General features: G+C 31.9%; 29 protein-coding genes, 2 tRNA genes and 1 rRNA gene. 13 read left to right on the top strand and 19 right to left on the bottom strand.

The genetic code is table 11. The annotated features are described in order from the left end of the window. The first annotated feature begins 79 nt into the window (after positions 1-79). Together rrf and ACW9W4_RS00850 are read left to right on the top strand one after the other, a co-directional pair. A 5S ribosomal RNA gene (rrf, locus tag ACW9W4_RS00855) occupies positions 80-199 on the top strand. 56 nt (positions 200-255) lie between these two features. Further along, a complete protein-coding gene (locus tag ACW9W4_RS00850) occupies positions 256-384 on the top strand; it encodes a hypothetical protein (protein ID WP_457760655.1) in 129 nt (42 codons plus the stop codon). 2 nt (positions 385-386) lie between these two features. On the opposite strand, the gene ACW9W4_RS00845 is transcribed toward ACW9W4_RS00850, so the two are convergent. Further along, positions 387-1,856, bottom strand: a complete 1,470-nt coding sequence (locus tag ACW9W4_RS00845) for a leucyl aminopeptidase (RefSeq protein ID WP_457760654.1) — start codon at positions 1,854-1,856, stop codon at positions 387-389. 38 nt (positions 1,857-1,894) lie between these two features. Next, positions 1,895-2,272 (bottom strand): hypothetical protein, encoded by a 378-nt coding sequence (locus tag ACW9W4_RS00840; protein WP_457760653.1) that lies wholly within the window; start codon positions 2,270-2,272, stop codon positions 1,895-1,897. A gap of 67 nt (positions 2,273-2,339) precedes the next feature. Here ACW9W4_RS00840 and ACW9W4_RS00835 point away from each other — a divergent pair, with 67 nt between their 5' ends. The 4 genes from ACW9W4_RS00835 (at position 2,340) to fsa (ending at position 6,308) form a co-directional block, all read left to right on the top strand. Then, positions 2,340-2,906 (top strand): YkgJ family cysteine cluster protein, encoded by a 567-nt coding sequence (locus ACW9W4_RS00835; RefSeq protein ID WP_457760652.1) that lies wholly within the window; start codon positions 2,340-2,342, stop codon positions 2,904-2,906. Positions 2,907-3,007: 101 nt separating this feature from the next. Beyond that, positions 3,008-4,675, top strand: a complete 1,668-nt coding sequence (locus ACW9W4_RS00830; RefSeq protein WP_457760651.1) for a ribulose-phosphate 3-epimerase — start codon at positions 3,008-3,010, stop codon at positions 4,673-4,675. Beyond that, positions 4,672-5,646: a transketolase family protein gene (locus ACW9W4_RS00825; RefSeq protein ID WP_457760650.1), complete on the top strand. Its 975-nt coding sequence runs from the start codon at positions 4,672-4,674 to the stop codon at positions 5,644-5,646. The genes ACW9W4_RS00830 and ACW9W4_RS00825 overlap by 4 nt, the downstream gene beginning before the upstream one ends. After that, entirely contained in the window at positions 5,643-6,308 is a 666-nt protein-coding gene (fsa, locus tag ACW9W4_RS00820; protein WP_457760649.1) for a fructose-6-phosphate aldolase, read from the top strand. Before ACW9W4_RS00825 ends, fsa begins: the two co-directional genes overlap by 4 nt. Before the next feature lie 57 nt (positions 6,309-6,365). Here the strand turns inward: fsa and ACW9W4_RS00815 are convergent, their stop codons facing one another. Both ACW9W4_RS00815 and ACW9W4_RS00810 read right to left on the bottom strand, forming a co-directional pair. Continuing rightward, a complete protein-coding gene (locus ACW9W4_RS00815; protein ID WP_457760648.1) occupies positions 6,366-6,626 on the bottom strand; it encodes a hypothetical protein in 261 nt (86 codons plus the stop codon). Between the two features lie 67 nt (positions 6,627-6,693). Further along, complete coding sequence (locus ACW9W4_RS00810) at positions 6,694-7,716, bottom strand: magnesium transporter CorA family protein (protein WP_457760647.1); 1,023 nt, start codon at positions 7,714-7,716, stop codon at positions 6,694-6,696. Between the two features lie 271 nt (positions 7,717-7,987). Here ACW9W4_RS00810 and ACW9W4_RS00805 point away from each other — a divergent pair. Continuing rightward, a tRNA-His gene (locus tag ACW9W4_RS00805) sits at positions 7,988-8,059 on the top strand. A 10-nt stretch (positions 8,060-8,069) separates the two neighbouring features. Here ACW9W4_RS00805 and ACW9W4_RS00800 read toward each other — a convergent pair. From ACW9W4_RS00800 to ACW9W4_RS00785, 4 genes are read right to left on the bottom strand one after another with little or no spacing between them, the layout of a single operon-like run. Further along, positions 8,070-8,417 carry a hypothetical protein gene (locus tag ACW9W4_RS00800; protein ID WP_457760646.1) on the bottom strand — a complete coding sequence of 116 codons (348 nt, stop codon included), beginning with the start codon at positions 8,415-8,417 and terminating at the stop codon, positions 8,070-8,072. Positions 8,418-8,457: 40 nt separating this feature from the next. Further along, positions 8,458-9,219 carry an SAM-dependent methyltransferase gene (locus ACW9W4_RS00795; protein ID WP_457760645.1) on the bottom strand — a complete coding sequence of 254 codons (762 nt, stop codon included), beginning with the start codon at positions 9,217-9,219 and terminating at the stop codon, positions 8,458-8,460. Positions 9,220-9,244: 25 nt separating this feature from the next. Beyond that, on the bottom strand, positions 9,245-9,514 hold the full coding sequence (locus tag ACW9W4_RS00790; RefSeq protein ID WP_179363031.1) for a UPF0147 family protein: 270 nt from the start codon (positions 9,512-9,514) through the stop codon (positions 9,245-9,247). Between the two features lie 35 nt (positions 9,515-9,549). Next, the gene (locus ACW9W4_RS00785; RefSeq protein ID WP_457760644.1) at positions 9,550-9,858 is read right to left on the bottom strand and encodes a Rieske (2Fe-2S) protein; all 309 of its coding nucleotides are present in this window, start codon (positions 9,856-9,858) and stop codon (positions 9,550-9,552) included. A gap of 39 nt (positions 9,859-9,897) precedes the next feature. On the opposite strand from ACW9W4_RS00785, the gene ACW9W4_RS00780 reads away from it, so the two are divergent. Further along, positions 9,898-10,686 carry a GNAT family N-acetyltransferase gene (locus ACW9W4_RS00780; protein ID WP_457760643.1) on the top strand — a complete coding sequence of 263 codons (789 nt, stop codon included), beginning with the start codon at positions 9,898-9,900 and terminating at the stop codon, positions 10,684-10,686. Here ACW9W4_RS00780 and ACW9W4_RS00775 read toward each other — a convergent pair. The 9 genes from ACW9W4_RS00775 to ACW9W4_RS00735 are packed head-to-tail and all read right to left on the bottom strand — an operon-like array spanning position 10,683 to position 18,748. After that, positions 10,683-11,552, bottom strand: coding sequence for a fumarylacetoacetate hydrolase family protein (locus ACW9W4_RS00775; RefSeq protein WP_457760642.1), 870 nt, complete (start codon positions 11,550-11,552; stop codon positions 10,683-10,685). The genes ACW9W4_RS00780 and ACW9W4_RS00775 overlap by 4 nt on opposite strands. A gap of 6 nt (positions 11,553-11,558) precedes the next feature. After that, the gene (locus tag ACW9W4_RS00770; protein ID WP_457760641.1) at positions 11,559-13,268 is read right to left on the bottom strand and encodes a glutamate--tRNA ligase; all 1,710 of its coding nucleotides are present in this window, start codon (positions 13,266-13,268) and stop codon (positions 11,559-11,561) included. A gap of 21 nt (positions 13,269-13,289) precedes the next feature. After that, positions 13,290-14,270 (bottom strand): polyprenyl synthetase family protein, encoded by a 981-nt coding sequence (locus ACW9W4_RS00765; protein ID WP_457760640.1) that lies wholly within the window; start codon positions 14,268-14,270, stop codon positions 13,290-13,292. Next, positions 14,263-14,907, bottom strand: a complete 645-nt coding sequence (gene idi / locus ACW9W4_RS00760) for an isopentenyl-diphosphate Delta-isomerase (RefSeq protein ID WP_457760639.1) — start codon at positions 14,905-14,907, stop codon at positions 14,263-14,265. The genes ACW9W4_RS00765 and idi overlap by 8 nt, the downstream gene beginning before the upstream one ends. Beyond that, on the bottom strand, positions 14,900-15,652 hold the full coding sequence (locus ACW9W4_RS00755; protein WP_457760638.1) for an isopentenyl phosphate kinase: 753 nt from the start codon (positions 15,650-15,652) through the stop codon (positions 14,900-14,902). The genes idi and ACW9W4_RS00755 overlap by 8 nt, the downstream gene beginning before the upstream one ends. Before the next feature lie 23 nt (positions 15,653-15,675). Then, positions 15,676-16,617 (bottom strand): mevalonate kinase, encoded by a 942-nt coding sequence (gene mvk, locus ACW9W4_RS00750; RefSeq protein WP_457760637.1) that lies wholly within the window; start codon positions 16,615-16,617, stop codon positions 15,676-15,678. Between the two features lie 17 nt (positions 16,618-16,634). Then, complete coding sequence (gene rpsB, locus ACW9W4_RS00745; protein WP_457760636.1) at positions 16,635-17,264, bottom strand: 30S ribosomal protein S2; 630 nt, start codon at positions 17,262-17,264, stop codon at positions 16,635-16,637. A 7-nt stretch (positions 17,265-17,271) separates the two neighbouring features. Beyond that, the gene (gene eno / locus ACW9W4_RS00740; RefSeq protein ID WP_457760635.1) at positions 17,272-18,510 is read right to left on the bottom strand and encodes a phosphopyruvate hydratase; all 1,239 of its coding nucleotides are present in this window, start codon (positions 18,508-18,510) and stop codon (positions 17,272-17,274) included. 1 nt (position 18,511) lies between these two features. Next, the gene (locus tag ACW9W4_RS00735) at positions 18,512-18,748 is read right to left on the bottom strand and encodes a DNA-directed RNA polymerase subunit N (protein WP_179363042.1); all 237 of its coding nucleotides are present in this window, start codon (positions 18,746-18,748) and stop codon (positions 18,512-18,514) included. A gap of 50 nt (positions 18,749-18,798) precedes the next feature. On the opposite strand from ACW9W4_RS00735, the gene ACW9W4_RS00730 reads away from it, so the two are divergent. Next, positions 18,799-18,883 (top strand) — tRNA-Leu (locus ACW9W4_RS00730). 15 nt (positions 18,884-18,898) lie between these two features. Here ACW9W4_RS00730 and ACW9W4_RS00725 read toward each other — a convergent pair. Next, positions 18,899-19,513 (bottom strand): RNA-binding protein, encoded by a 615-nt coding sequence (locus tag ACW9W4_RS00725; protein ID WP_457760634.1) that lies wholly within the window; start codon positions 19,511-19,513, stop codon positions 18,899-18,901. Positions 19,514-19,612: 99 nt separating this feature from the next. Between ACW9W4_RS00725 and ACW9W4_RS00720 the strand changes: the two genes are divergently transcribed. From ACW9W4_RS00720 to ACW9W4_RS00710, 3 genes are all read left to right on the top strand, one after another. Next, complete coding sequence (locus ACW9W4_RS00720) at positions 19,613-20,830, top strand: tyrosine-type recombinase/integrase (protein WP_457760633.1); 1,218 nt, start codon at positions 19,613-19,615, stop codon at positions 20,828-20,830. Between the two features lie 563 nt (positions 20,831-21,393). After that, positions 21,394-21,660 (top strand): hypothetical protein, encoded by a 267-nt coding sequence (locus ACW9W4_RS00715; protein WP_457760632.1) that lies wholly within the window; start codon positions 21,394-21,396, stop codon positions 21,658-21,660. An 8-nt stretch (positions 21,661-21,668) separates the two neighbouring features. Then, on the top strand, positions 21,669-22,304 hold the full coding sequence (locus tag ACW9W4_RS00710; protein WP_457760631.1) for a hypothetical protein: 636 nt from the start codon (positions 21,669-21,671) through the stop codon (positions 22,302-22,304). A gap of 4 nt (positions 22,305-22,308) precedes the next feature. Here ACW9W4_RS00710 and ACW9W4_RS00705 read toward each other — a convergent pair whose 3' ends face one another. Continuing rightward, the gene (locus ACW9W4_RS00705; protein ID WP_457760630.1) at positions 22,309-22,935 is read right to left on the bottom strand and encodes a hypothetical protein; all 627 of its coding nucleotides are present in this window, start codon (positions 22,933-22,935) and stop codon (positions 22,309-22,311) included. A 128-nt stretch (positions 22,936-23,063) separates the two neighbouring features. On the opposite strand from ACW9W4_RS00705, the gene ACW9W4_RS00700 reads away from it, so the two are divergent. Continuing rightward, positions 23,064-25,019, top strand: coding sequence for a YncE family protein (locus ACW9W4_RS00700; RefSeq protein ID WP_457760629.1), 1,956 nt, complete (start codon positions 23,064-23,066; stop codon positions 25,017-25,019). Positions 25,020-25,090: the final 71 nt, after the last annotated feature.

Here is a 25,090-nt window from a genome sequence, read left to right as displayed (position 1 = left end):
TTTTCTTTGCTTTATACCTATTTTGAGCATTTTTTAAAATTGGCGTTACGTTAATAGATGAGAATTTGACATCAAATTTCAAGCCGGCCATAGCGTTAGGGTGCGACCCAATCCCGTTCCGAACTTGGAAGTCAAACCTAATGTCGCTGTTGTGCTACTAAGATGCGAGAGCTCTTGGGAAGCAACAGTGCTGGCATTTTCTACTTTTCAATCAATCTTTTAATATTGAATTAATTGGATTGATATGAATTCAATATGCCAAATTGTTCTGTCTGTGGAGAAACATGTGATAATGACATTAGATTGCTAAATCATATGATGGAAAAACATGGCTGGAGAAATCCAAATGTTGACACACCTGATAGAAACAGTAGAGGATACTGATTCTATAAGTTTTGCAAATAATCTAAAATTAATCGTACTCCAAAACCTGTCGCACCTTTTGGATTGTATGATTTTTCTTTTGTGGCTGTTTGTGTCCATGCAACCCCTGCAATATCAATATGTGTCCATGGGGTTTTCTCAATTGCATTTTTTAAAAATGCAGCTGCCGTGATAGTTCCAGCTGCTCTTCCAATTCCAACATTTTTCATATCTGCAACATCTGATTTTATCATATCCATATAGTCTTGATTCAATGGTAATTCCCAAACTTCTTCAGTTGTTCTTTTGGAAGACTCGTTGATTTTCTTTGTTAGTTTTTCATCATTTGATACAATTGCTGCCACATTGGTTCCGAGTGCTACAATACATGCACCTGTAAGAGTAGCAAAATCAATAATTGCCTTTGGGGAATAATGTTTTTCTCCATACGATAATGCATCAGCTAAAATCAATCTTCCTTCTGCATCTGTATTTAGAATTTCAGCTGTTTTTCCACTGTATAATTTTATGATGTCCCCCGGTCTATATGATTCTCCGCCTGGCATATTTTCAACTGATGGAACAATGCCTACAACATTGATTGGTAGTTTTAATTCTGAAATAGATTTCATAATTCCTAATACTGTACATCCACCACATTTGTCAAATTTCATTTCATCCATTGCTGCTCCAGGTTTTAATGAAATACCACCTGTATCAAATGTCACTGCTTTTCCTACAAGGACAATGGGTTTGTCATTTTTTCTACCACGATTGTGTTCTAAGATAATTAATTTTGGTTGATTGCTACTTCCTTGACCTACTGCTGAAATACCTCCAAATCCTTTTTTCTTTAATTCAGGCTCTGAAATGATATTACATTTCATTTTATTTTTCTTTGACATGGCTTTTGCAAAGTTTGCTAATGTTGTAGGGGTACATTCGTTTGGAGGTAAATTGGCAATACTTTTGGTAAATATTGCACCGTCTGCAACAATCTCAGCTATTTTGACAGCTTTTGTAATTTTATCTGATTTTGAAATAATGATGGTAAGATTAGGCGAAGTTTCAATTTTCTCCGTCTTGAATTTTTCAAATTTGTAAAGAGCCATTTTTGTACCTTCTATGATCTGTGATACTGCTGAAATTTGGTCTGTTACAAAACTTGGGGGTGAAATAATTGAAAATTCTGACAATTTCAACTCTCTTGCTTTTTGAGCAATTTTTCCTGAGACAAATCTAATGGTATCTTTCGTTAGATTCTCTTTTTTTCCTATACCTGCAAGTAGGATTCTTTGTATTGGTTTTCCAGGTATTGGAATAATACTAAATTTTCCTAATTTCCCTTCCATGTCTTTTAGAGATTGGTTAATTGCAGATGTGGTTTTAGTGTCAAATTTTGGTAATCCTAGAACTTTGTTAGAATTTTCTAATACAAATCCACATAGAAGACTTGTTTTCTTTTTAGCAGAACTTTCAGTTTTAATCTTCATATTGAAATTCTCTTTTTTTAAAGTATTATTTAGATTTACTATAGATCTATTATTTTACTTCTAGTAATCAGACTTGCAGATCTTACAAATACAGCTTTAACTGTTTTACAATCTTGTTGACATTCATCATTAATTTTAGACATTGGTGATTTTCTTGTTTTTTTAGATAAAATTGATTTTATCAATGGACGTAAAGCTGCTCTTCCTCCATATGCTCGTTTTTGATTAATAAACCAAAACATTTCCAATGCTGATTCATCCAAAACACTTTTTCTAATTTTTTCCCCAAATTCTGAATAATGGCCTACCATTGTTATTTTGCCTCTGGCAAAAAAATTAACTGCATTTGCAAATTTCATGCACAAATAACACTGATTATCAAATAATACAATTGGAATATTTTCTTTAATTTCCATAATATTCCAGAGTAACGATCAAATTAAAATTTTACAAACTTAATACCTAAATTTTATTTTGATTATTATGACATTAATTGTAGATAATCATGATTCTAGTCATACTAAAACTGGAGAATTCCCTTGTGTATCATGCCATACTGATTGTTGCAAAGAATATGTAATATTTGTAAATGCCCATGATGTTTACAGACTATCAACTGGATTGGGGATGGCTCCTAAAAAATTCTTAGAACTTTATGGTGCAAAAGATTATTCCCTTGGAATTCAGGTTGAGGAAGGTCTAATTGATCTTGCTTTGAAACAAAATAAAGGTGGATGTGAATTCCTTGAAGAAACAAAAGATGTCTTTAGATGCACAGTAAATGATTTCAAGCCTGGAGTATGCAAATCATATCCGTTTTCAATGAAAAATGGAAAATTAATTCAAATGGACAATATTATGTGTCCAGTGGATTGGGATCTTGCAGAATTTGAGAAAATGATGGTAAGCCATCTTAAAAAAGATGAATCTGAATGGAAGTTCTATGATGAACTTGTTAAGGAATGGAATGTTAAGCATGGAACAAAAAAGTCACTAGCTACATTTTTGAAGTTTATGTTAGAGAAAGTAGAACTCTCTATGAAATCTTGATTGTATTATTTGTATTATGATCTCTATCTCTTTGAAGTTTTGGGATGAGTGGTTTTCTTTAGAAGTAGATTTTTATTCAATTTATCAGGATAATGTTGCAGATGGGGCTTAACTATTACCAAATTAAGAAAAATATTCTTCGAGCTCGTAAATTAGTAATTAAAGGAACTAATGCTGCAGGATCTGGCCATCCTGGCGGTTCATTTTCTATGGCTGAAATTTTAGGATGTTTATTTAACAAACATTTGAAATTTGATCCTAATAATCCTCAATGGGAAGATAGGGATCGATTAGTTTTGTCAAAAGGACATGCTGCTCCTGGATTATTTTCTAATATGGCCGTTGCAGGATATTTCCCAGAATCTGAAATTGATACACTTCGAAAATTTGGTAGCAAGCTGCAAGGACACCCAGATCTAAAATGCCCTGGAGTAGAATTTTGTGGAGGTTCTTTAGGCACAGGATTGTCATATTCTATTGGAATTGCACTTGCAGCAAAAATTGATTCCAAAAATCATCATGTCTATACTATCATTGGAGATGGAGAGTCTGATGAAGGACAAGTTTGGGAAGCTGCAATGACTGCTTCAAAATACAAAGTTGATAATCTTACAGCATTTCTTGATAGAAATTTCATTCAACAGGATTCATACACTGAAAAAATTATGCCACTAGATGAAAATTTAGAAGGTTCAGAAATTTCTGAAATGTGGAAAGATGCATCACGTTGGAAAACTGGTGATAAGTGGAGATCATTTGGTTGGAACGTTATTGAAATTGATGGACACCGCGTTGAACAAATTGATGCTGCTATAACAAAAGCTAATGCTACAAAGGGAGTCCCAACCATAATCATCTCAAGAACAATTAAAGGAAAATCTATTGAACACATGGAAGATAATCCCCAGTGGCACGGTAAAGCCCCTGACTCTGATGTTGTTCCGATAATTAATCTTGAATTAGATTCGCAATTTATGATTGCACCATCCATTATTGCTGGAGATATGACAAATTTGGAAAATGAAATTAAGCGATGTGTGGCTGGTAGAGCAGATTACATTCATCTTGATGTGATGGATGGTCAATTTGTTCCAACAAAAACATTTGATCACAATAAAATAAAAGAGCTAAGACCACTTACAGCAATTCCATTTGATACTCATTTGATGATTACTGAACCTGTAAAATATGTGAAAGACTATGTTGATGCTGGCAGTGATATTATTACTGTTCATGCTGAAGTAACTGATGAATCTAGTTTTGGAGAAATCCATGATATGCTAAAACAAAATCAGGTAGGTGTAGGTTTCTCAATAAATCCTGACACTGAATTACCTGAATGGTCTTACCAATTTTTACAATCTCTTGATCAACTAATTGTGATGTCTGTAGTACCTGGAAAATCAGGTCAAAAATACATTGAAGAAACACATGAAAAAATGACAAGATTAAATTCTATTTTAAAACAGCATAATTTTTCAGGCTATATTGAGGCTGATGGGGGTGTAAATCTTGAAAATATTGGTTCAGTATTTTCTGATGGTGCACGTGCTTTTGTTGGTGGTGGTGCAATAATTGGTCAGCAAGATGTTCGAGCTGCAATTAGAGATTTTAGAAATGAAGTTTTAAAATCAAGAAGATATGGATTACTTGCAAAAGCAAATGAACTTGGTGGAAGTGACTTGGTAAACAAATGGATTGGATTACATGTGATTGGTGAAAAACAAGAACAAATTAAAAAAATTGCACAGGAGGCAGGATTCATTTGAATGAACCAATAATGACTGACATGCGCTCAGAATATTCTAAATCATTAATTCAATTGGGAAAAGAAAATCCTAATGTTGTTGTTTTAGGTGCAGATACAACTGATTCATTAAAAACTTCGGTATTTGGTAACGAATTTCCTAATCGATTTTTTAATGTGGGTATTGCTGAAGCTAATTTAGTTACAATGTCTGCAGGATTAGCTGCTTCTGGAAAAATTTCTTTTGCTAGTACGTATGCAATTTTTCTACCCGGCAGGGCAGTTGATCAAATTAGAAATAATATTGCATATCCCTCACCTCCTGGAAAAAAGGGCCTTAATGTAAAATTAGTTACATCTCATGGTGGTTTGTCAGTAGGTCCTGATGGAGGTTCACATCAAACTATTGAAGACATTGCTATAATGAGAGTTATCCCAAATTTCCGAGTCTTTATTCCTGCTGACACTGTAGCCGTCTCAAAATTAACTCAATTAATGGCAAGAGAATATGGTCCATTTTACATGAGGATGGCAAGATCAAAAACCCCTCTTGTTCATTCTGACTCTCAAGAATTTCAAATTGGAAAAGGAATCACGTTAAAGGATGGTTCTGATTGCACTATTGCAGCATGCGGTATTACAGTTAGGATGGCTTTAGAAGCTGCTGAATCATTACAACAAGAAGGAATTTCTTGTAGAGTTTTAGATATGTTTTCAATCAAACCAATTGATAATGAAATTTTAGAAAAAGCAGCAAGAGAAACTGGATGTATTGTAACGACTGAGGAACATAATATTATTGGTGGAATGGGTTCTGCAGTAGCAGAATCTGTTTCAGAATCTTATCCAGTACCTATCAAAAGAATTGGAGCCCAGGACATGTTTGGTGAATCTGCACGAGATGATGAAGTTCCATTACTCTTGGAGAAACATGGAATAACATCTTTTAATATGGCAAAACAAGTTAAAGAAATTAGGAGTAAAAAATTATGAAAATTTTTCTTGATACTGCTAATCTTGAATCGATAAAAAAATTCAACGACATGGGTTTGTTAGATGGAATAACAACTAATCCATCACTCATGTTCAAGGAAGGTGGCAATCCAAAAGATGCTATGGAAGAAATCACAAAAATCATCAAAGGTGATGTTAGTTTAGAAGTTGTCAGTACTGAATATTCTGGAATGATGGAAGAAGGTAAACGTCTTCGTCAATATGGGGACAATGTTGTTGTCAAAGTTCCTATGACTCCAGATGGTCTAAAAGCTTGTAAATCATTTTCATCTGAAGGAATTCCTGTTAATGTTACACTGATCTTTTCTGCAAATCAAGCTTTACTTGCTGCAAAAGCTGGAGCAAAATATGTTAGTCCATTCATTGGAAGATTAGATGACGTTGGTCAAGATGGAATGAAATTAATTCAAGAAATTAAAGAAATTTTCTCAAATTATGATTTTGGAACTCAAATTCTTGTTGCAAGTGTTCGTCATCCAGTACATGTAGTTGATGCAGCAAAAATTGGTGCAGATGTTGTTACATTACCTCCTGCAGTATTGGATAAAATGATGTTACATCCATTAACAAAAATTGGTTTGGATAACTTTCTTGCAGATTGGGACAAACTAAAGTCTGGAAATCCTGATATCAAAATATAATAAAATTTTCAGAGTAGATTCTAAAAAATATTAAAAATGAAAAAATGATTTAATTTTTTATTTTTTACTTTTTCTAGAACCTGTGCCTCTACCTGTACTCATTGTTCTTCCAGTAGAGTCAGCTGCTTTCTTTGGATCAGGCATATCGCCTAACTTTCTAGAACCCGTTCCTCTTCCAGATGAAACAGTTCTACTTGATGCTGCTTTTTTCCTTGCTTCTTGGATTTTCTTAAAATCGTCTCCGGACCATTTAGAAGCATCATCATCAACTTCAATTGTTCCTGTACCTCTACCTGTTCTAATTCTAATTTTACCCATAAATTAAGTAAAATTATCTTGTATTTATCTAAGCTTATTTTGTATGAACAGATCTTGATTTTTTATTTTAATTACTGATCCAACCCCATTTTTTGAAATATGTAAACATCATGATCGCAGGTATTGCTGACGCAATTATTACTAGTATGAAAGTTGTAAATGGTCCTAAAATTGTTGAATCACTCCCAATTCCCCCTGGTAAATCAACATTCATTCCATAAAATGTCCCAATCACTGTTGATGGAATTGCTAATGTGAAAATTATTGTTAATACTGCAAGAACTTTATTTGTTTTTTCATTACTTAACACAAAATCTGTGTCTTTGTAAATTTCCATGGTTTCTCTAGATTCTTCTAATGTTTCAATAACTTTGTCAATGTGATCTATTACGTCATCATAAAATAATGTAAGTTCGTCATCTTGACTATCTGGAAATCGTTTAACCTGCTTTGCTATCTCAAGTACAAATCTCTTTAATGGATTTGCTATTCTTCTTAATCTATTAATTTCTCTTCTAAGTAGGGCTATGCTTCTAGCTACTGGTTTTGATTCATCAAAAACTCTATCTTCAATATCATCTAGATTTGCAATAATTTTTCTTGATGTGTGTAAAAGGTCATCTACTAACACATCTAATATCTCATGTAGAAGTAACCCTGATGCTTTTCCTAACAATCTATTTTTTCTTTGTTGATCAACATTTGTTTTACAAATATCTGCCAGTTCTACAAGTGGTTTAAGATCTCCTTGATGAACTGTTATCAAGAAATCTTTTCCTACAAATATTGATAATTGACTATTTTTTGATATTCCTGTTTTTTGTGCTAATGGTGGAAAATGAAGAATTACAAAGAAATGATCATCATAACTATCTAGTTTTGGAAGCTCAAATTTAGTCATACAATCTTCTACGTTCAATGCGTTGAAATTGTATTTTTCAGCTAATTTTTCAACATCGTTTCTATCTGGATTTTGTAAATCAATCCATACGAATTTTTCACCTTGGATGGTTTCTATCTTATTTTCAATGGGTGTATCTACTAATTTTTTATTTGAACGTAGCCTGTTTGTAATGAAACCCTTTCTCATGTCGAAAAATACCCTGATACTACAAATTTAAAGCGATCGCTGAAATGGAACTAAAATTATTTTTGAATTTGAGGCTAATCTAATTTAGATATTCATTGTACCCATGGGAGAAAATAATTTGTACCTACCCAAACAAGTCCAATGGATATTGCCATTGCAATCCACCATTTTCGCATACATAGAATTTAACCTAGTCAATAATAAATCTACAGCCTAATTTTCAACATGATCTTAAAGATTATTACTGGTTGAACAAGTTTCTTTTTTTGTGGCCCTCGTAGTACAGTGGTTAGTATAGAGGATTGTGGATCCTCGGACAGGAGTTCGATTCCCCTCGAGGGCCTTTTATTATTTTAAAAAATACCGAACTTACTAGATTCCATCTCTTCTTTAATGGCTAGTTTGAATCTGGGAGATTTGCTTTCGACGTTTTTTGATAACCATGTTAAAAACTTCTTATCATTTCCCTTACCCTTAATTTTATCAAAATCGGCACCCATCATTTCTATTAGCTTTTCTACTAATGATCTGTTGATACTTAATACAAAAAAATGCCATCCAAATGCAAATTCTGAATCTGTCATCACAAAATCATCTTGTCCATGAACCATTTCTTCTAAAAGAGATAGTTGATGAGTTAATGCTTTACTAGTTTTATCATAATCTACTGTTGAAACATTGATGTTGATTCTTCCTTCCATATAATATTCAAGTAAAAACAAAATAAAAGGATTACACAGATTATTCTTTTAATAGATGTTCAAAATCAATGTCAAAATGCATCTTCATGATGTTGATGTATGTTTGAATGGATTCTGGAATTTTCTCTCCACATGCCACTCCTAGTTTTTTTGCATTAATCCAAATTACTAATGTTTGAATAATAGTTAAAAATCGATCATTTTTAATTTCTGGAGAACCTATTGATTTTGTATATCTTTCAGCAAATTCCCATGCTGTAACAAAATCAACACATTTTACCCCGAAAATTGATAACAACTGTTCTTGCATATTTTGTGCTTTTTTGAAAGGAACGCTATTGATAATGTATGGAAAATCCACTTTCTCTGGAAGACATTCTGGTAGTGGTCCCCAAATTGTAATTATTTTTGTATTTTCTTTAAGATTTTTAAATTTCCTCATCATTTCATTAATGATTTTTTCATCTGTAAACCAAAATAAAATCACTGATGCATCAGATAAAATTGAATCTTCTATGTTTTGACAAATCAAATCTGCTTTGATATTTTTTTCTTCAAGATTTTTTTTTGCTTGTTTTATTTTTTCAGAATTATTATCAATACCAACTGCTTTTTTAACTCCAAATTCGTTTATAGCCAGTTCAATCCCTTTCTCATTAGTACATCCTAAATGATAAAAAATATCATTTTTACCTAAATTTACAAATTTAAAAATTTCACGAAATGATTTTTCAGGTAATTGAACATCCTCACCACTGAGTAAATTTTCAGGCAGAGTTTCTAAATATTCTTCAATTTTCATTATGGTTGATACAATGTACGAGAATTTATTCTCTTATGCTTTCTAATTTTGAAACTGCTTGCCATAATTGAGTTCTAACGTATGAAGGCATGTTAGGATCTTGTGTTACATCATCTAATAGGCTGATGGTATTTGCTGCCCTGACAGATAGTGAATTTTCAGGGTTTTTCAAATCTACTATTAAATCTGTAATGGATTTCTTGATTGTTTTTGGAGTTGAGTTACTAGAAGTAATTTGTTCTAATGTTTCAATTGCTCCTTTCATAGATTCTTTATTTTGAGAGTCGTCAGCCATTTTTACACCTATTGTTAAAAATTAGAAGAATATAGTTATATCTCTACAAAGACATTGTCTGATTCTACGACAACATTGTATGATGTTAAATCTCTAATTTTTGCTGGGAATTTCATTAATTTACCAGTTTTACAATCAAATTCTGCTCCATGCCATCCACAAGTAATTGTACAACCATCTAATTTCCCTTCAGATAGACTAGAGCCTGAATGGGTGCATGAGTCATCTGTAACACAATATTCTCCATCAATATTTGCAACGAGAATATCTCTACCATCAATTGATGCTTTGATCATTTTTCCAGGTGGTATATCTGATGTTTTACCTGCAATAATTTTTCCCATTGAAGTTTTTATCTAATTATTCTTAATAATTTTTTGTATATGACAAAATTAAGAATTAGAGAGGCAAATAATTCAGATAAAACACATGTTTTGAAATTTTGCAAAAATACTTTTTCATGGGGAGATTATGTGGAACATGTTTGGAATTATTGGATATCTGAAGGCCATCTATTCCTAGCACAAAAACTAGATCCTGTTGGGATTTGTCATGCCTTTTACTCTGATGATCAAGTTTGGATTGAAGGAATTAGAATTGAGCCAAATTCTCGACGCGAAAATATTGCATCTGAACTAGTAAAACATGCAGAAATTATAGGTTTAGAGAAAAATCTCTCTTTTTCATTTATGTTGATAGATACAGAAAACCCAATTTCAATTTCCATGGCTCAGTCTCTGAACTATGACATTTTTCAAACATGGAATTTTTACACTATTGAACCAAAAAATAATCTAAATCATAATGTCACTTTTGATAAATCCATTAATTCTAAATCACATTCTCATTATGTAAAATCTTGGAGGTGGCTTCCAATTGATGATAAAATATTGGAATCATTTTATAAACAAAATAGGATTGTTAACTCTTCAATTGATAATGAAAATACTACTGCAATAATTACAGAATCTGAGCATTTTGATAGAACATTGATTGTTACTCTATTCTCAAATTCAGATGAATCTGCTTGTGACATTCTTTCATTTTTACAAAACTTTGGTTGGGAGAAAAACTATGAACGCATTCAAATTTTAACTAGAGAAAAATTATCAACTTTTGATACGTTGGAATCTAAAATATCCTTTCATTTGATGAAGAAATCTTTAGTTTAATTTGATTTAACAACTTTAATTGTATTGTTTAAAGTTCCTAAACTCTCTATCTCCATTTCAACTTTATCGCCATCTTTTAGAAATACTGCATTTGGTTTGTTTAACATAACTCCAGCTGGTGTTCCAGTAGATATGATGTCTCCTTTTTCTAATGTCATAACTTTGGAAATTTTTGAAACAATCTCTGGGATTTTGATGAACATGTTACTTGATGAGGAATTTTGTCGCAATTCCCCGTTGATTTTAGTTGTCATTTTTAGATTTTGAGGATCTTTGATTTCATCTTTTGTTGTAATCCATGGTCCACAGGGGGCAAACGAATCAAAACTCTTTCCTCTTGTGAATTGCTTGTCTTTGAATTGAATATCTCTTGCTGAAACATCATTGAAAACCATATATCCAAATATTGAATCAAATGCATCATCTACGCTTACATTTTTACAATTTTTACCAATAATCAAAGCTAACTCGACCTCATAATCCAACTGTGTAACAAAGTCTGGACACACAATATCTGAATTTGTACCATTTAATGCAGTTCTGGGTTTTATTACAAGTGCAGGATCTTCTGGTGCTTGTAATCCTTGTTCTTTTGCATGATCTACATAATTGAATGCTAAACAAATTATCTTGTTAGGGTTAGGAATTGGTGGTAATAATTTGTATTTTGAAATATTTTCTCCATACGGTAAATCTTTAATTTTATTTTTAATCTCATCATACCATCCATCAAAAAGAAAATCTTTGACATTTTGAGGAATTGGGACGCCTGTCAGATAAGTAATCTCATCTTTCGTGGATACTTTATCTCCGTTAACAAAACCATATGTTTCATTATTTTGATATGACAATCTTGCTATTTTCATATTAAATCACTTATGCGTAAAAATTGCTTGATTCTGAGAATCTTTTCTGCAATATCCAAATCTAACAAATTGTATTTCTTCACCTTCTTTTAATTGTAGATAATGTGGTTCTGTATAGACATCTAATTCTTCTAAACTATCTTCATTAAATTCATCACCGTTAAACAATGTTTTTGGAATTATCATCTTTATCTCATGTGCAGTTTTTTGTGGTACCCATTGTATTTTTGGTACATCTTTTGTATTTTCGTTTTCAACAAATTCTCCTTCAAATTCTATTCCTTGTTTTGTAATGTGAATATTTCCTAAACCTAATAAACGGATTTGTGATCCTTCTTTGATTGTTTGCGCATCTTCTCCTGAAATGTAAAAATTTCCATCTATCTCAATTGTTCTTTTTCCCATATCATTTATTGGATGATTTGGGATTTCAACAGAAGATATAGGTAAATTTTTCACTGAAAGTTTTTTTGCATTACTAACCATGAATAGTCTGATACTATTTGGATCTACAAATTTTCTGTTAAAAGCTTCTAGTGCATCAAATGGTGCTAGAGTATTTGCCTTGGTCAATCCTAATGACATGATGAATTTCCTAATTGCCTCTGGCTTGATTCCTCTTTTTCGTAATCCTTCTAAAGTTGGAAGCCTTGGATCATCATACCATGTAACTTTTCCTTTTTCAATGAGTGGTTTGATGATTCTTTTTGATATTGGCATTCCTTTGAATTCTAATCTTGAGAAAAACCCTTGGGCTGGTTTTCTCATGTTTAGTGCATCTAAAATTGCATCAATTAGCTCTTCTCTGAGTTCAAATTCTTTCGAACGATAGGCATGAGTTACCCCATCAATGCTATCTTCTATTGCAACTGCCATATCGTAACTTGGCCAAATTCTATATTTTTCTCCTAAGGTGTAATGTTTTCCTTCAATAATTCTAAACAAGACAGGATCTCGCATTACTGCATTATCTGCTTTCATATCTCCGCGGAATCGAACTATGGCATCTCCTGGTTTGAATTTATCATTCATCTTTTCCCAATTTTTATTATTTTTTTCTATGTCTTCTCTACTACACTTGCATGCTTTTCGTTCTCTTCTGTTTTTACTGATATCTTCTCTTTTACAAGTACAAACGTATGCTTTTCCTAAATTGATTAATTCCATTCCTTTTTCATAAAATAATTCCATATCGTCTGATGTATTTTTTACTATGTCAAATTCAATCCCTAACCATTCCAATCCTACTTTGATGGCTGCATGATATTCCATTCTTTCTGCTTCTGGATTTGTATCATCCATTCTTAGAATAAATTTTCCTCCATACATTTTGGCATATTCTGAATTGATGATAGCTGCTTTTGCATGCCCGATGTGTGGATATCCATTTGGCTCTGGAGGAAATCTTGTGATTACTTTTCCTTGTTCTGCATCTTTTAATTCTGGAAGACCTTCTCTCTCTTCAATTTTTTCTTTTGGGATTAAAATTTCTGGAAAATTTTTTTTAATTTCTATTTCTTGCTCTTCTAACGATAACTGATTCACTGTTGATACAATTTCAGAAATATCTCCTGAAATTTCTTTTACTTTACTTCTAAATTCTGGTTTTGTTCCAAGAATTTTTCCTAAAATTATTTTATCTCTAGTTTCTCCTCCATGTTCAAAAGCATTTTGAAGTGCCATTTTTTTAATTTCTTTTTTTAATTCTTCATTCATGATGGTTCTTACCTTTTACAACTACACACTTCGTTTTACTACGAAATCTAACAATGAAATTAATTCAGTTTTTGCAGATCCTGAATAACTTCCTAGTGATTTTTTTGCCATTTCAGCATATTTTAGAGCCTGTTTCCTTACACTTTGCTCTATTCCCAAAGATCTGATGACCTCTACTGCTTTATTCAGATCTTTTTTTGATACTTTTGAATTTCCAAATGCTTTTAGAATTATTTTTTTATCATTACCTTTTGCTAATTTTATTGCCATGAGAATTGGAAGTGATTTCTTTCCTTCTCTCAAATCATTTCCTACTGGTTTTTTTGTTATCTTAGGATCTCCCATAACGCCGATAAGATCATCAGTTATTTGAAAAGCAATTCCTAAATTCCTTCCAAATGATGAAAGATTTGAGATATCTTTTGCTTTATTTGTTGCACAAATAGCTCCCATTGCACAAGATACATCAAACAATGCTGCAGTTTTTTTGCCAATCATTGTAATGTATTCTGCTTGTGAAGGAATTTTCCTCTCTTCAGCCATTTTTACATCTAGTAATTGCCCTTCACAGATATCAACACAAGCTTTTGCAAGTCTGGATACTAGTTGAGTTGTAGCAATAGGTGATAATTTTGAATCAGTAATGATTTGAAATGCTTTTGAAAATAAAACATCTCCTGCAAGAATTGCAATTGGCATACCAAATTTTTTATGAACTGTTGGAACGCCATGACGCATTTCATCATTGTCCATAATATCATCATGAACTAATGAAAAATTATGTACCATCTCTACTGCACTTGCAGCAGGCATTGCAGTGGAAACTTTACCTTTTAAAATTTGGCAACTCCTAATTACCATATATGGCCTTAGTCTTTTCCCACCATTAACAATTAGATGCCCTGCTGCATCATAGAGTTTTTTAGGATTTCCTTTTAATTTTGAATTTAGATACTTGTTTACTATTTTTGCATTTTGTTCCATTTGTTTAGTTTTATTCATTTACTAATCTCCATTTGTCATTTGGTAGATGAATTTTAATTGCTTTTTGCAATTCATCATGTACATCACTGTTCATCCATGTAGTTAAGACATTTGCATGTTTTTCAAGCATAGATTTATCGGATTTTTCTAATAATTCTAATGCAATAAGCATCCATGGGCAATAAATTTGTGGATTTTTCTTTAATTCTTCAATTAATTCTTTAGAAGAAATCCATTTTATTTCATCAATTTCACCTTCAATCTCTTTTAATTCCGTAGACTGGTCAATTATACCAATTAATGTTCCACATATTTCATTTTCAGATCCTACGTCTTTGTATGGGACATGATATTCAAATTTATGTAAATAATCTAGTGTTCCATCAATTCCTAATTCTTCAGGCATTCTTCTTTCTCCTGATGAAACATAAGTTTCTGATTCTCTTGGATGACTTGCAAAAGTTCCATCCCAATCATTAGGCCATAACATTTTCTCTTTAGCTCTCCTTGTGAGTACTAGTCTGCCATCTTCATCAAATAATAATGCAGTAAATGCTCGATGTAATTTCCCATTTGGTAAATGGCATTTTACCTTTTCTTCACTTCCTATCGGATTATCATTTTCATCAACTAAAATTACAAATTCTTCAGACATTTTTTTTACCTCTAAACAACGTTCCTTCAAATGTCTTATTTTTAACCGCTTTCACAATTCTTTCAGGTTTGTTACCATTTACAAAGAAAACATTCATTCCCATCTTTGCAATTTTTGATGCTTCTTCAACTTTTCTAGTCATTCCACCTGTAACATCCATTTTGTTTTCAGAAATAGATGGACGTTCACCCTGTAATTCATAAATTAATTTTTTAGATTTTAAATCTGAATACAATCCATCCTCGTTTAGTGCAAAAATGCATAGTCTAGGTTTTAGAATTTTTGCAAGATGAGTCATAATTTTGTCTCCAGATAAAATGTATGTTTTATTCTGACCAAACCATAATGCATCCCCATATGTGACTGGAATCAAGCCTGATTTTGCAATTTTTTCAATTTCTTTGATTTTTTTAGTAATGGGTTTGTTTCCAGACATAAAATCAGTTGGAGGTAGACAGTATGGATTTAATTTATTTTTTATTAATGAATCTAGAATTATTTTATTCAATTCAATCATTGAATTTTTAACAATTGCTACTCCTTTTGGATTGTATCTTTTTTCTTTTGTATGCATATCGTATTTTACAGACCAATAATGCCCATATGATCCTCCTCCATGAACAATAATTGTCGGCTCATCAATTTTCCTTAAACTTTTAGATAGATTTTCAATTGTTTTTTTCCTTGGAGATAATGGTTTTTCTTTATTGGTGATAATTGATCCGCCTAATTTTATTAGAATCATGTTTTTCAAAATTATCTGATCAATTAAAAAGTATCCAGACCTTTAAAATCGATTTTAACTGAAAAACAATCATAATTTTTATCTTTGAATTGGTTAATGGTCTGTTTGAGATTTGATTCATCTGTAAGAGCATAGATGCATCCTCCTCCTCCTGCACCCGTAATTTTTGCACCAAATGATTCAGTTTGACCTATTTGGATCATTTCTCTTAATTTCTCATTTGAAATTCCTATTGTTTCTAAATATTCTTGATTTTCTTTAATTTTAGTTCCTAATTCTTTGATGTCGTTTTCTTTTAATAATTCTAAAACATCTTCTACTAATTTTGATTCCTTTTTACATAATGAAGAAAATTCAACCTCGTTATTTTCTTTAAATTTTCTTACATCTTCAACTATTGATTCTGTGGAATGTTCGATGTTTGAATTGGCAATTACTAGATGAAAATTAGGCTCAGATTCTATTTTATTAAATCCATTTTCCTTATCATAATTCATAATTCCACCATATGTGCAAACTGTACAATCAGCTCCTGATGTATTTTTAAAAATTGTTTTTTCAGCTTCTATTGCTAGAGTGAGAATTTCATCTTTTGATGTTTTCTTAAATAATCTTGAAATTGCTGCAGCTCCTGCAACACAACATGCAGATGATGAGCCTAGACCAACTCCTAATGGAATATCTGATTCAACAATAATTTCAATTCCTGTGTTTTCATTCTTTAACATTTTATCTGCTAAATAGTAAAATGGTTTTAATGGTGAATTAATTTCAGAAATTAATTTTCCAGTTTCTAATTCTAAATTTCCAATATTTGATTTAATGGAAATTTTTCCTCCTTCAATTTTTTCAGCAGTTACTGTGATTCTTTTGTCAATTGCACAGAGAATTGTTTTAACTCCATACACAACAAAATGTTCTCCAAAAAGTATTACTTTTCCTGGAGCAGAAGCTTTGGATTTCAATTATACATTCTAAAATTCTAAAAATCGTCGATTTCTTCTTCGGTGATCTTTGTTTCAAAATCGTCGATATCTTCTTTCATTGGTTCATTTTCTTTTAATTCCCCTCTTTCAATTAAGACTTGACGCACCAATAACCAGTAAACTGTTGCTAGAGCTTTTCTTCCTCTGTTGTTTGCTGGAATAATTACATCCAAATTAGATGTGATGTTGTCTGTGTTTGCAATTCCGATAATTGGAATACCTGCATTTGTTGCTTCAATAATTGCTTGTTCATCTACTTGAGGATCTGAAATTAAAACTAATTTTGGTTCAATGTAATATGGTAATGATGGATTTGTTAAAGTTCCTGGCATGAATCTGTTTAGTAATTTTTTAGAACCTAAACTTTCACAGAATTTTTCAATTGGTGTTTCTGCATATTGTCTGCCTGAGCAAACTATGAGGTTTTCAGCACCTAATCTATTGATGAATTTGGCTGCTGTTTGAATTTTTTCTAGTGTGATGTCTAAATCAAGCATGTATAGGCCTTCAGGGCTTGCTTTCGTGATGAATGGTTTCATAAATTTGGTCTTAACTTGAGTGCCTACTCTAATTCCAGTGGCTAAAACCTTCTTTTTGATGTCAGTTGGTTCAGTTTGTTGGCTCATGACGATTTTAAATCTCTGCCATACCGCGTATTAAATCATGCTCTGATAGTCGTAATAATTCATTGAGTTTTGCTACTCTTTCTCCTCCTACAATGCCCACTTTGAGCATTTTTGACTTTGTAGCAAGACCAATGTGGGCTATTTGTGAATCTGTAGATTCTCCAGATCTATGTGATGTGATTAGTTTGATATTGTTTTGAGTTGCTTCATCTGCAAATTCCAATGCATCGAAAAGACTTCCTGCTTGATTAACTTTTAAAATTGCAGCATTACATGATTTTATTTCAATGGCTTTTTTTAGAATATCTTTGTTTGTCACAGTTAAGTCATCTCCTGTAACTAGTGTATTGGGAAATTTTTTTGTCAATTCTGACATGTCTTCAAATGCCTCTTCATGAACTGCATCCTCAGCATAAATCAATTTAAATTTCTCAATGATATCTGCAGCAAAATCAATTTGTTCTCCAGGTGAATTTTCAAATCCTGCTCTATCATACAGATACTTGCCTTTTTCTTCATTCCATTGTGTTGATGATGCAAAGTCAACTCCTAATGATACTTCTTTACCTAAAGTAAATCCCAAATTCTCACATGCTTTAGCAGAAATTTCTAATGCTTTTTGATTTTCTAATTTTGGTGCCCAACCCCCTTCATCTCCTCTTCCGTTTGTAAAACTAGAGTCTTCTTTTTCTAATACCTTACGTAATTCTTTGTGAACTAATAAATTCGTTTCAATTGCATTTTCAATAGTTTTTGATCCTGTTGCACAAATTAATATTTCTTGAATATCTGGTGTTCCAGGACCTGCATGTGCTCCTCCTCCTAAAATATTTCCTAATGGAAATGGAAACTTGAATGAAGATTCTGGAGATAGTATTCTAAACAATGGTTTTTCAGATGCTTTTGCTGCTGAATCCATTGAAGCGATTGTTACTGCAAACGCCAATCCTCCTCCTATTATTGAATAATTTAAAGTTCCATCTAATTCTTTTAGAACATCATGAATTGCTTTAAGATCTGATGATTCTAATCCAATAAATTTTTGAGAGTTGTCTTTGAGTATTTTGAGACTTTGTTCAGGGTTTTCATTTGGAAAACTAACTGCTTCATATTTTCCTACACTGGCACCTGATGGAGCGCATACTCTTCCTAGAAATTTGTTATCTGATGTAACATCGACTTCAATTGTTTTACTACCTCTACTATTGTATAGAATACGTCCTTCAATTGAGGATATTTTAGCCAAGTTATTCTAACTCAGATTGAACTTCTTGTTTTCTTCTCTGAATTGCTTCATAAAATGGAATTACTTGTTGTATTGTTTCTACAGTGGTCAAAAGCATTCTTCTACAACAATATCTTTCAACGCCTAAAGAATCAAGAGTTTTTGTAGGATCTTCTCCTGCTTTAATCTTATTTTGATAATCTTCAAATTTATCAGCAATTAATTTTCCACACGTTAAACATCTAACAGGAATTAACACGAACGAAAAAGTAACCAAGGATTATAAAAACCATGCAAGAAAATTCTTTTGCGGATGTCGCCCAGCCTGGCCAAAGGCGCTAGCTTGAGGGGTTAGTCTCTTAGGAGTACGTGGGTTCAAATCCCATCATCCGCACCTCTTTGTTTCTGATTATTTCTCTAATTTCTTTAAAATTTTGATTAATTCGGTTCGTCTTTTTTCTTCTGTAATTACTGATCTAACGTCATCTACTAAAATTCTATTTACATCAATTTTTCTTCTAGCTTCTTTTACTACTTTATCGTACATTGAAAAAGTGTACAGTTGAAGATACAAGTTCTCCATTATTTCAAAAATTCTTGTTGCCTCATCAATATCATCAATTCTAATTTTATCAAAAACTTGCCTTTTCAATTCTCCCACACAATCCAATAATCCTAAAACATATGATTCTGGCATTACTGCTAATTTTTTATCTGAAGGAATTTCTTTTTTTTCAACAATTGCAATCAAACATGCAGCCTCTACAAATTCTTGTTCTGGAGTTATGAGGTATCTCCTTAGACCTCCAGTTGCTTTTTTCTTATATTTTTTTAATAACGTATCTGCTTGTTTTAGGTTGTTTTTTCCTGTAACTAAATCTCCTTTATGAACTGCAATAATTGATTTACTGCATAGGATGATGATTTCTCTAGTATTTTTTAGCAGAAATTCTCTAGCATCTTGAACTGATTCTAAATTTTTTGCAATTTTATTTAATGATGGTTTTACATTTTTTAATGTCATGTTTACAAATATTCCAAAACTAGGATAAAGCCGTTTGCTAAACTCTTAGCTTAGCTATACAAAGTGTGTATTAAAATAAATCAGAGTTGTATACTATGTGTGCCTAAAAGATCATTAACTCTCTATGAATCTGCAATAAAGTCCCCTGAGACTCTGAAAATTTACATGTATTCTTTAAACGAGTTTATGGAATTTATCAAAATCAAAGATTTTGATGCTATACCAAAACTAGGTATTGATACAATTCAAACCCATCTAGAAAACTGGGTAATGCATCTTGCAGACAAAGGTCTCAAATCAAGTTCCATACGTGGCAAACTCTCTGCAGTAGAATTATTTCTAGAGATGAACAAAGTAATCTATCACAAAAAAATACTAAGAAAACTCATCCCATCTTCAGATTATATCCAAGGTGGAGAAAAACCATTTACAACTGAGGATATTCAGAAATTTCTAAAATCTACTACCAAGCTTCGAACCAAAGCCTTTGTTCTTTTTCTAACGAGTACTGGTATGAGGCCTGCAGGAATTGTAGATCCTATTTTAAAACTAAAACATATTGAGGATATGCCAAATGATTGCAAAGCAGTTAGAATCTATGATGGTTCTAGAGAAGGTTATTGGGCATTTTTAACACCTGAAGCAAGTAAAGCACTTGATAATTATCTGAATTCTCGAAAACGAAATGGTGAAGAATTAACTCCTGAATCGCCTGTTTTTACAAATTCTGAAAGACCTCACAAAATGAAGAAAAATCTGCACATGTCTGAAAAGTCTGCAAAACAAATGATGCAGAGATTAATCCTAACAGCAGGAGTTGAAAGAACCAAACAAGGAAATAGATACGACAAAGCATCTATCTATGGGTTCAGAAAGCGATTCAACACAGTTCTCAAACTAAACAATGATGTCAATTCCAATGTTGCTGAAAAACTAATGGCTCACAAAAAGGGTCTTGATGGCACATATCTACAGCCTACAAAAGAAGAGTGTTTCAAAGAATTCTCAAAGGCAATAGAACAGCTAACAATTGATTCTAGCATAAGACAAGAAATTCGTCTAAAACAAATGGAAGTTGAACAATCTGAAATCGAACAGATCAAATCTGAATTAAGAGATAATAAACAAGAATTGAATCAAATGGCTAAAATCATGAATATAATGCAATCAAAGGGTGGGGTTATTGCAATTGATTTAGATGACGATCCTAACGGCAAAAAAGAAGTTCTGTTTGTAGCAAAACCAGGCTCTAAAGCAACAAAAAAAGACGTTCAAGATATTTTGGGTGAATTAGACGCAGAACAATTTACAAATTAATTTATCTCAAAAAATCTCATAACTGCATAATCTGTTTTTTTCAATTAGACTCTCAAAACTCCATTAAGTGTGAACATCTATTCAAATATCGATACTCTGTTAAATTGAGTTATTTCAAAGAATTTGTCTCTCACATGGATGATGGAAAACAAATCTTGATCAAGAGAGCTGAGAATTGATTATAGAAACGTCCACTTTTTCACTATTTTGTACCTAAAAAGTGGATGATTTTTGACCGTATTTCTTAGATTTTCTATTCTATCAGAAATGTGTTTAAAAAATCTCATTTGACCATATGATCTGTGTCTTTTTAGAGTATTTTGTCGTAATGTCGCAAGGTGGTGTGAATGAGTAACATGAATGGTCAATCCAGAAAGAAATTCTATCCTTTACTGGTGACTAGGGATGGTGAATACTGTAGATGCTGTGGTGTTTTGTCTACTGAGAGGCAACTTGTCATTGATCATCGTGATAACAATAATTTCAACAATGATGTGTCTAATCTTCAATTACTATGTCGTACCTGTAATTATCTTAAAAATCCACGTAAACCACTCGATAATGTGAGTGAGTGTTTGAATGAGGATGAAGATGAACTTCAAAAATCATCAAGGTTAGAACCTCTATTTAGAACATTTGTGTTTCATGAAATAAATGAATTTAACGAAATATCTGAATTTCAATTAATAAATTCAGGTGCAGAAGATATTGGAATTTCGCCAGTAACTGCCAAAAGATATCTAAATAAAATGTGTTCTAATCGAGGGCTTTTGGAACGGGTGAAACGAGTAAAATCTGTAATGATTAGATATAAGAATGAATTAAGGTAATGTTGTATGTGAAACATCCTAAATTAGATTTGTTTTTAGTAATAATGGCTACAGGATTATTATTTAATGGTCTTTTAATTCAGCAAGGAATTATTACTTATCCTATTCCTGTTCATACTATTAGCCAGGATATAGGAACATTAGATATTTCTGATGAAGAAAATTCAATTCATGCAAATTTAGTTCTAAAATCTAATTCTTTTAGTGCGAATTATCCTATCACAGCATCCATTACAATTGATTCTACAAAAACCAATTCAACTACAATGTATGTGTATTTTCCAGATAGCGTAGGACTGCCCATTAAAAAATCTGGTTTTGCTCATGTTGTAGATGGTGCACAACTAAAGGCATTATTAGAAAAGGATGATTACTATCATGGCAAAGTAGAATTATTATATCCAAAAGAAGGATGTTATCCAATTTTAATCTCTAGTAAGGATGTAAAACAAATTAAGCAATCAGCACTAGATCCTCAATTCCCATGTAAACTAATTCAAATTTCATCTCTTGATTCTACAAATTCACTTTACACAAATCAAACATTGATTGGATTAACTTATGTAATAATTGCTGTATCATTTCTTGCCATACGACCAATTCTACACTCATTCTATGATGACTTTGACAATGAAAAATTATAGATGACTAATCCAAATATCTCTCAAGAGAAGAAATATTGTACAAAATAATCCTATATGCTCTGTTTTGTAAATTCAACATTGTTTCATAAACAGACCAGATAACTAAAAATTCACTAATTGCTAAAAGCAATATCAAACCGTGCATGATGAAATTTTTTTGATTTCCTTCAACTTCATTTGCAGATGCACCAACTAAAACAAATGCGATGATTAATAACAAAACTGTAAGAATAGCAATAAGCATTTTTGGAAACTTGTCAAGAATTTTATTCAAATCATCAAATGTTTTTTCTGAATTATTAGATAATTCAAAAATATCTTTATTAACATCCCAAATTCGGTTTTGATACTTTTGTTTGAATTTCCATGTAATTTCTTTTAATTTAATTTCTGATTGTGTAAGAGATTTTTTATAATCATGAAATTTTCCAAGATAGAACACACTCAATAAGATAATTAAACCGAGTATGGCTTGTCCTGCTAAAATTAGTCTTTCATAATATAATTCACTTACATTTTCCCATTCTGAGATTACTTGTATATCGTCTAAAAATATCACAGTAAGTATGGGAATTAAGAAACCGACTAAGATAACAACATAAACTATTGAGAGTTTTTGAATAATCTGCATTAGTTACAATTTGTATATTGGATATATTAGGGGTATTAGCAAAAATTTATCTCCAAAACAGGGATTTTAGGCATGAATTTAGTGATAATCATGAGAATACTTAATTCATATGTTAATCTAATTTTATTGTGAGAGCACCAAACATTCTTGTTTTTACTTTAGGATTTTTCTTACTATCTAGTTTAGTTCCAATAAATGATGCTCTAGCTGCAACCACATTTGTTGATGCACTTGTTTTGGACAGCATTGATGAAGATCCTATTGATTTAGCATTTAACAATGATGGCACAAAGATGTTTGTTGTAGGAAATAATGATAATGAAGTAGTTGAGTTCAACTGTAGTACTGGTTATGATATTTCAACTTGTAGTGATGCAAGTTCTCCATTAGATGTGTCATTAGTTGAAGGTACTGTAGGCGGACTTGCATTTAATTCAGATGGAACTAAAATGTTTCTTGCAGGCGAAGATAATGGGGGAGATGTATACGAATTTTCTTGTACATCTTTTGATGTTTCAACTTGTAATAATAATGCAGGTGCAAACGATAAGGATATTTCTGGAGAAGAGACAACTCCTGTAGGACTTGCATTTAATTCAGATGGAACAAAGATGTTCATTGCAGGTGACAGCAATACAGAAATTATTGAATACAATTGTACATCTTTTGATGTTTCAACTTGTAGTGATGCGAGTGATGAATTAGATGTTTCTGGTCAAATTGGTAATCAACTTGGAGGTATAGCATTTTCTTCAAATGGTCAAAAAATGTTTGTATTAGATGCTGATGATAAAGAAGTAAATCAATATTCTTGTTCTACAGGTTTTGATGTTTCAACTTGTACACACGATAATGTTTTTAGTACCACTGCAACTGCTACAAATGGACCTTCTGGACTTGCATTTTCATCCAATGGATTGACCATGATTTTTGTTGGCAGTGATGCAGATGGTGCTGGAAGTGGAGATGCAGATGTATATGAATATACTTTAGATGTGGCCTTTGACATGTTTTCATCTGCAACTACCACATCTGATTCTGGTGGGAGTGGAGGAGGGAACTCTGATCAAAGACATAAAACAAAACCAACTTTTGGATTAGATCATAATACAAACAGGCTCTTAATTGAAGGGGGATTTAGTTTCAATGGAAAATCTCACGATATAACTGATAATTTTTGGACTCCTTTTGAAGAACAAGAAGTAAAAGTAGGCACAATGAACACTTTTGCATCAAAGGTATATGCAGATAAGCAATTACGTGTTCAAGAATTTTTGTTTGGCATACCTAATGTGGGAGATGCTCATAAAGCAGAATTAGGAGTTGAGATTCATTATGGGTATGATGGTTCAATTGAAAATGTCAAAGTAATTCAAAAAACAGGCATTGTGGATGATTCAATCAAAGTAATTACCCAAAAATCAAAATGTAGGGGAGATGATGATGTTAAAAGATGTGTTACAACTCTTTTAACTATGAAATTTTTAGAGCCTCTTCAAGACAAAGTGATGGCAATCAAAGCCATTGATTTCAAAGGAAGATACAACATTACATATCTCAATGAAGGATTAGATATTTCTGGCAAATCTCTCAATCCTATGAAAGTGAAAACAATACCTGATCCACAAAGATTTGTAGGATTAGTAGATGTGACTCAGACTGAAAAATACAGTAATGTTTGGGTTGCAAAAGATGGCCGAGAATTTTTGATGAATGACTTTGGAACTTTTATTCAGATAAATCGTTCAGTTGAACACCACGTGGATGATGGAGAAATAAAAAATAGACTACATTCAGAATTTAACAAAATCAAATTCTTTGAAAATGAATTGGCTACAAAAAAATTACTTGATATTTGTCCATTATGTTTTGAAAGATATTCTGATTTGGATGATCCACTAAGTTATGAATACCATTCCATAGATAGACTTGAAAAAATTACTCCTTTAATGGAAATTGAAAATCAAAAAGCAATTCAATTTTTGATTGATGCTAATGAAGATATATCTTACCCAGAATATTTGATTGAAAAAGAAGATAGAGCAATTTCAAAAATTTTAGATGAAGAACGTTTTATGGAATAAATTTTGACAAAAGAGAGATCTTATCTTAAACAAGTACTTGGCACTCAAAATTAAGCAGTAAAATATGAAAA

It is taken from the genome of Candidatus Nitrosopumilus sp. bin_7KS (assembly GCF_054095835.1).
This window is presented reverse-complemented; position numbering and strand designations above follow the sequence as displayed.

What these genes read in the sequence shown, in the direction of transcription:
- ACW9W4_RS00800 (WP_457760646.1), bottom strand. Translation starts at nt 8,417, where the DNA reads ATGGAAGGAAGAATCAACATCAATGTTTCAACAGTAGATTATGATAAA.
- ACW9W4_RS00810 (WP_457760647.1), bottom strand. Translation starts at nt 7,716, where the DNA reads ATGAGAAAGGGTTTCATTACAAACAGGCTACGTTCAAATAAAAAATTA.
- ACW9W4_RS00845 (WP_457760654.1), bottom strand. Translation starts at nt 1,856, where the DNA reads ATGAAGATTAAAACTGAAAGTTCTGCTAAAAAGAAAACAAGTCTTCTA.
- ACW9W4_RS00795 (WP_457760645.1), bottom strand. Translation starts at nt 9,219, where the DNA reads ATGAAAATTGAAGAATATTTAGAAACTCTGCCTGAAAATTTACTCAGT.
- ACW9W4_RS00840 (WP_457760653.1), bottom strand. Translation starts at nt 2,272, where the DNA reads ATGGAAATTAAAGAAAATATTCCAATTGTATTATTTGATAATCAGTGT.
- rpsB (WP_457760636.1), bottom strand. Translation starts at nt 17,264, where the DNA reads ATGAGCCAACAAACTGAACCAACTGACATCAAAAAGAAGGTTTTAGCC.
- ACW9W4_RS00815 (WP_457760648.1), bottom strand. Translation starts at nt 6,626, where the DNA reads ATGGGTAAAATTAGAATTAGAACAGGTAGAGGTACAGGAACAATTGAA.
- ACW9W4_RS00830 (WP_457760651.1), top strand. Translation starts at nt 3,008, where the DNA reads ATGGGGCTTAACTATTACCAAATTAAGAAAAATATTCTTCGAGCTCGT.
- ACW9W4_RS00725 (WP_457760634.1), bottom strand. Translation starts at nt 19,513, where the DNA reads ATGACATTAAAAAATGTAAAACCATCATTAAATAAAATTGCAAAAAAT.
- ACW9W4_RS00785 (WP_457760644.1), bottom strand. Translation starts at nt 9,858, where the DNA reads ATGGGAAAAATTATTGCAGGTAAAACATCAGATATACCACCTGGAAAA.
- ACW9W4_RS00755 (WP_457760638.1), bottom strand. Translation starts at nt 15,652, where the DNA reads ATGATTCTAATAAAATTAGGCGGATCAATTATCACCAATAAAGAAAAA.
- ACW9W4_RS00770 (WP_457760641.1), bottom strand. Translation starts at nt 13,268, where the DNA reads ATGAATGAAGAATTAAAAAAAGAAATTAAAAAAATGGCACTTCAAAAT.
- ACW9W4_RS00790 (WP_179363031.1), bottom strand. Translation starts at nt 9,514, where the DNA reads ATGGCTGACGACTCTCAAAATAAAGAATCTATGAAAGGAGCAATTGAA.
- ACW9W4_RS00705 (WP_457760630.1), bottom strand. Translation starts at nt 22,935, where the DNA reads ATGCAGATTATTCAAAAACTCTCAATAGTTTATGTTGTTATCTTAGTC.
- ACW9W4_RS00765 (WP_457760640.1), bottom strand. Translation starts at nt 14,270, where the DNA reads ATGAATAAAACTAAACAAATGGAACAAAATGCAAAAATAGTAAACAAG.
- ACW9W4_RS00780 (WP_457760643.1), top strand. Translation starts at nt 9,898, where the DNA reads ATGACAAAATTAAGAATTAGAGAGGCAAATAATTCAGATAAAACACAT.
- ACW9W4_RS00775 (WP_457760642.1), bottom strand. Translation starts at nt 11,552, where the DNA reads ATGAAAATAGCAAGATTGTCATATCAAAATAATGAAACATATGGTTTT.
- idi (WP_457760639.1), bottom strand. Translation starts at nt 14,907, where the DNA reads ATGTCTGAAGAATTTGTAATTTTAGTTGATGAAAATGATAATCCGATA.
- fsa (WP_457760649.1), top strand. Translation starts at nt 5,643, where the DNA reads ATGAAAATTTTTCTTGATACTGCTAATCTTGAATCGATAAAAAAATTC.
- ACW9W4_RS00835 (WP_457760652.1), top strand. Translation starts at nt 2,340, where the DNA reads ATGACATTAATTGTAGATAATCATGATTCTAGTCATACTAAAACTGGA.
- ACW9W4_RS00850 (WP_457760655.1), top strand. Translation starts at nt 256, where the DNA reads ATGCCAAATTGTTCTGTCTGTGGAGAAACATGTGATAATGACATTAGA.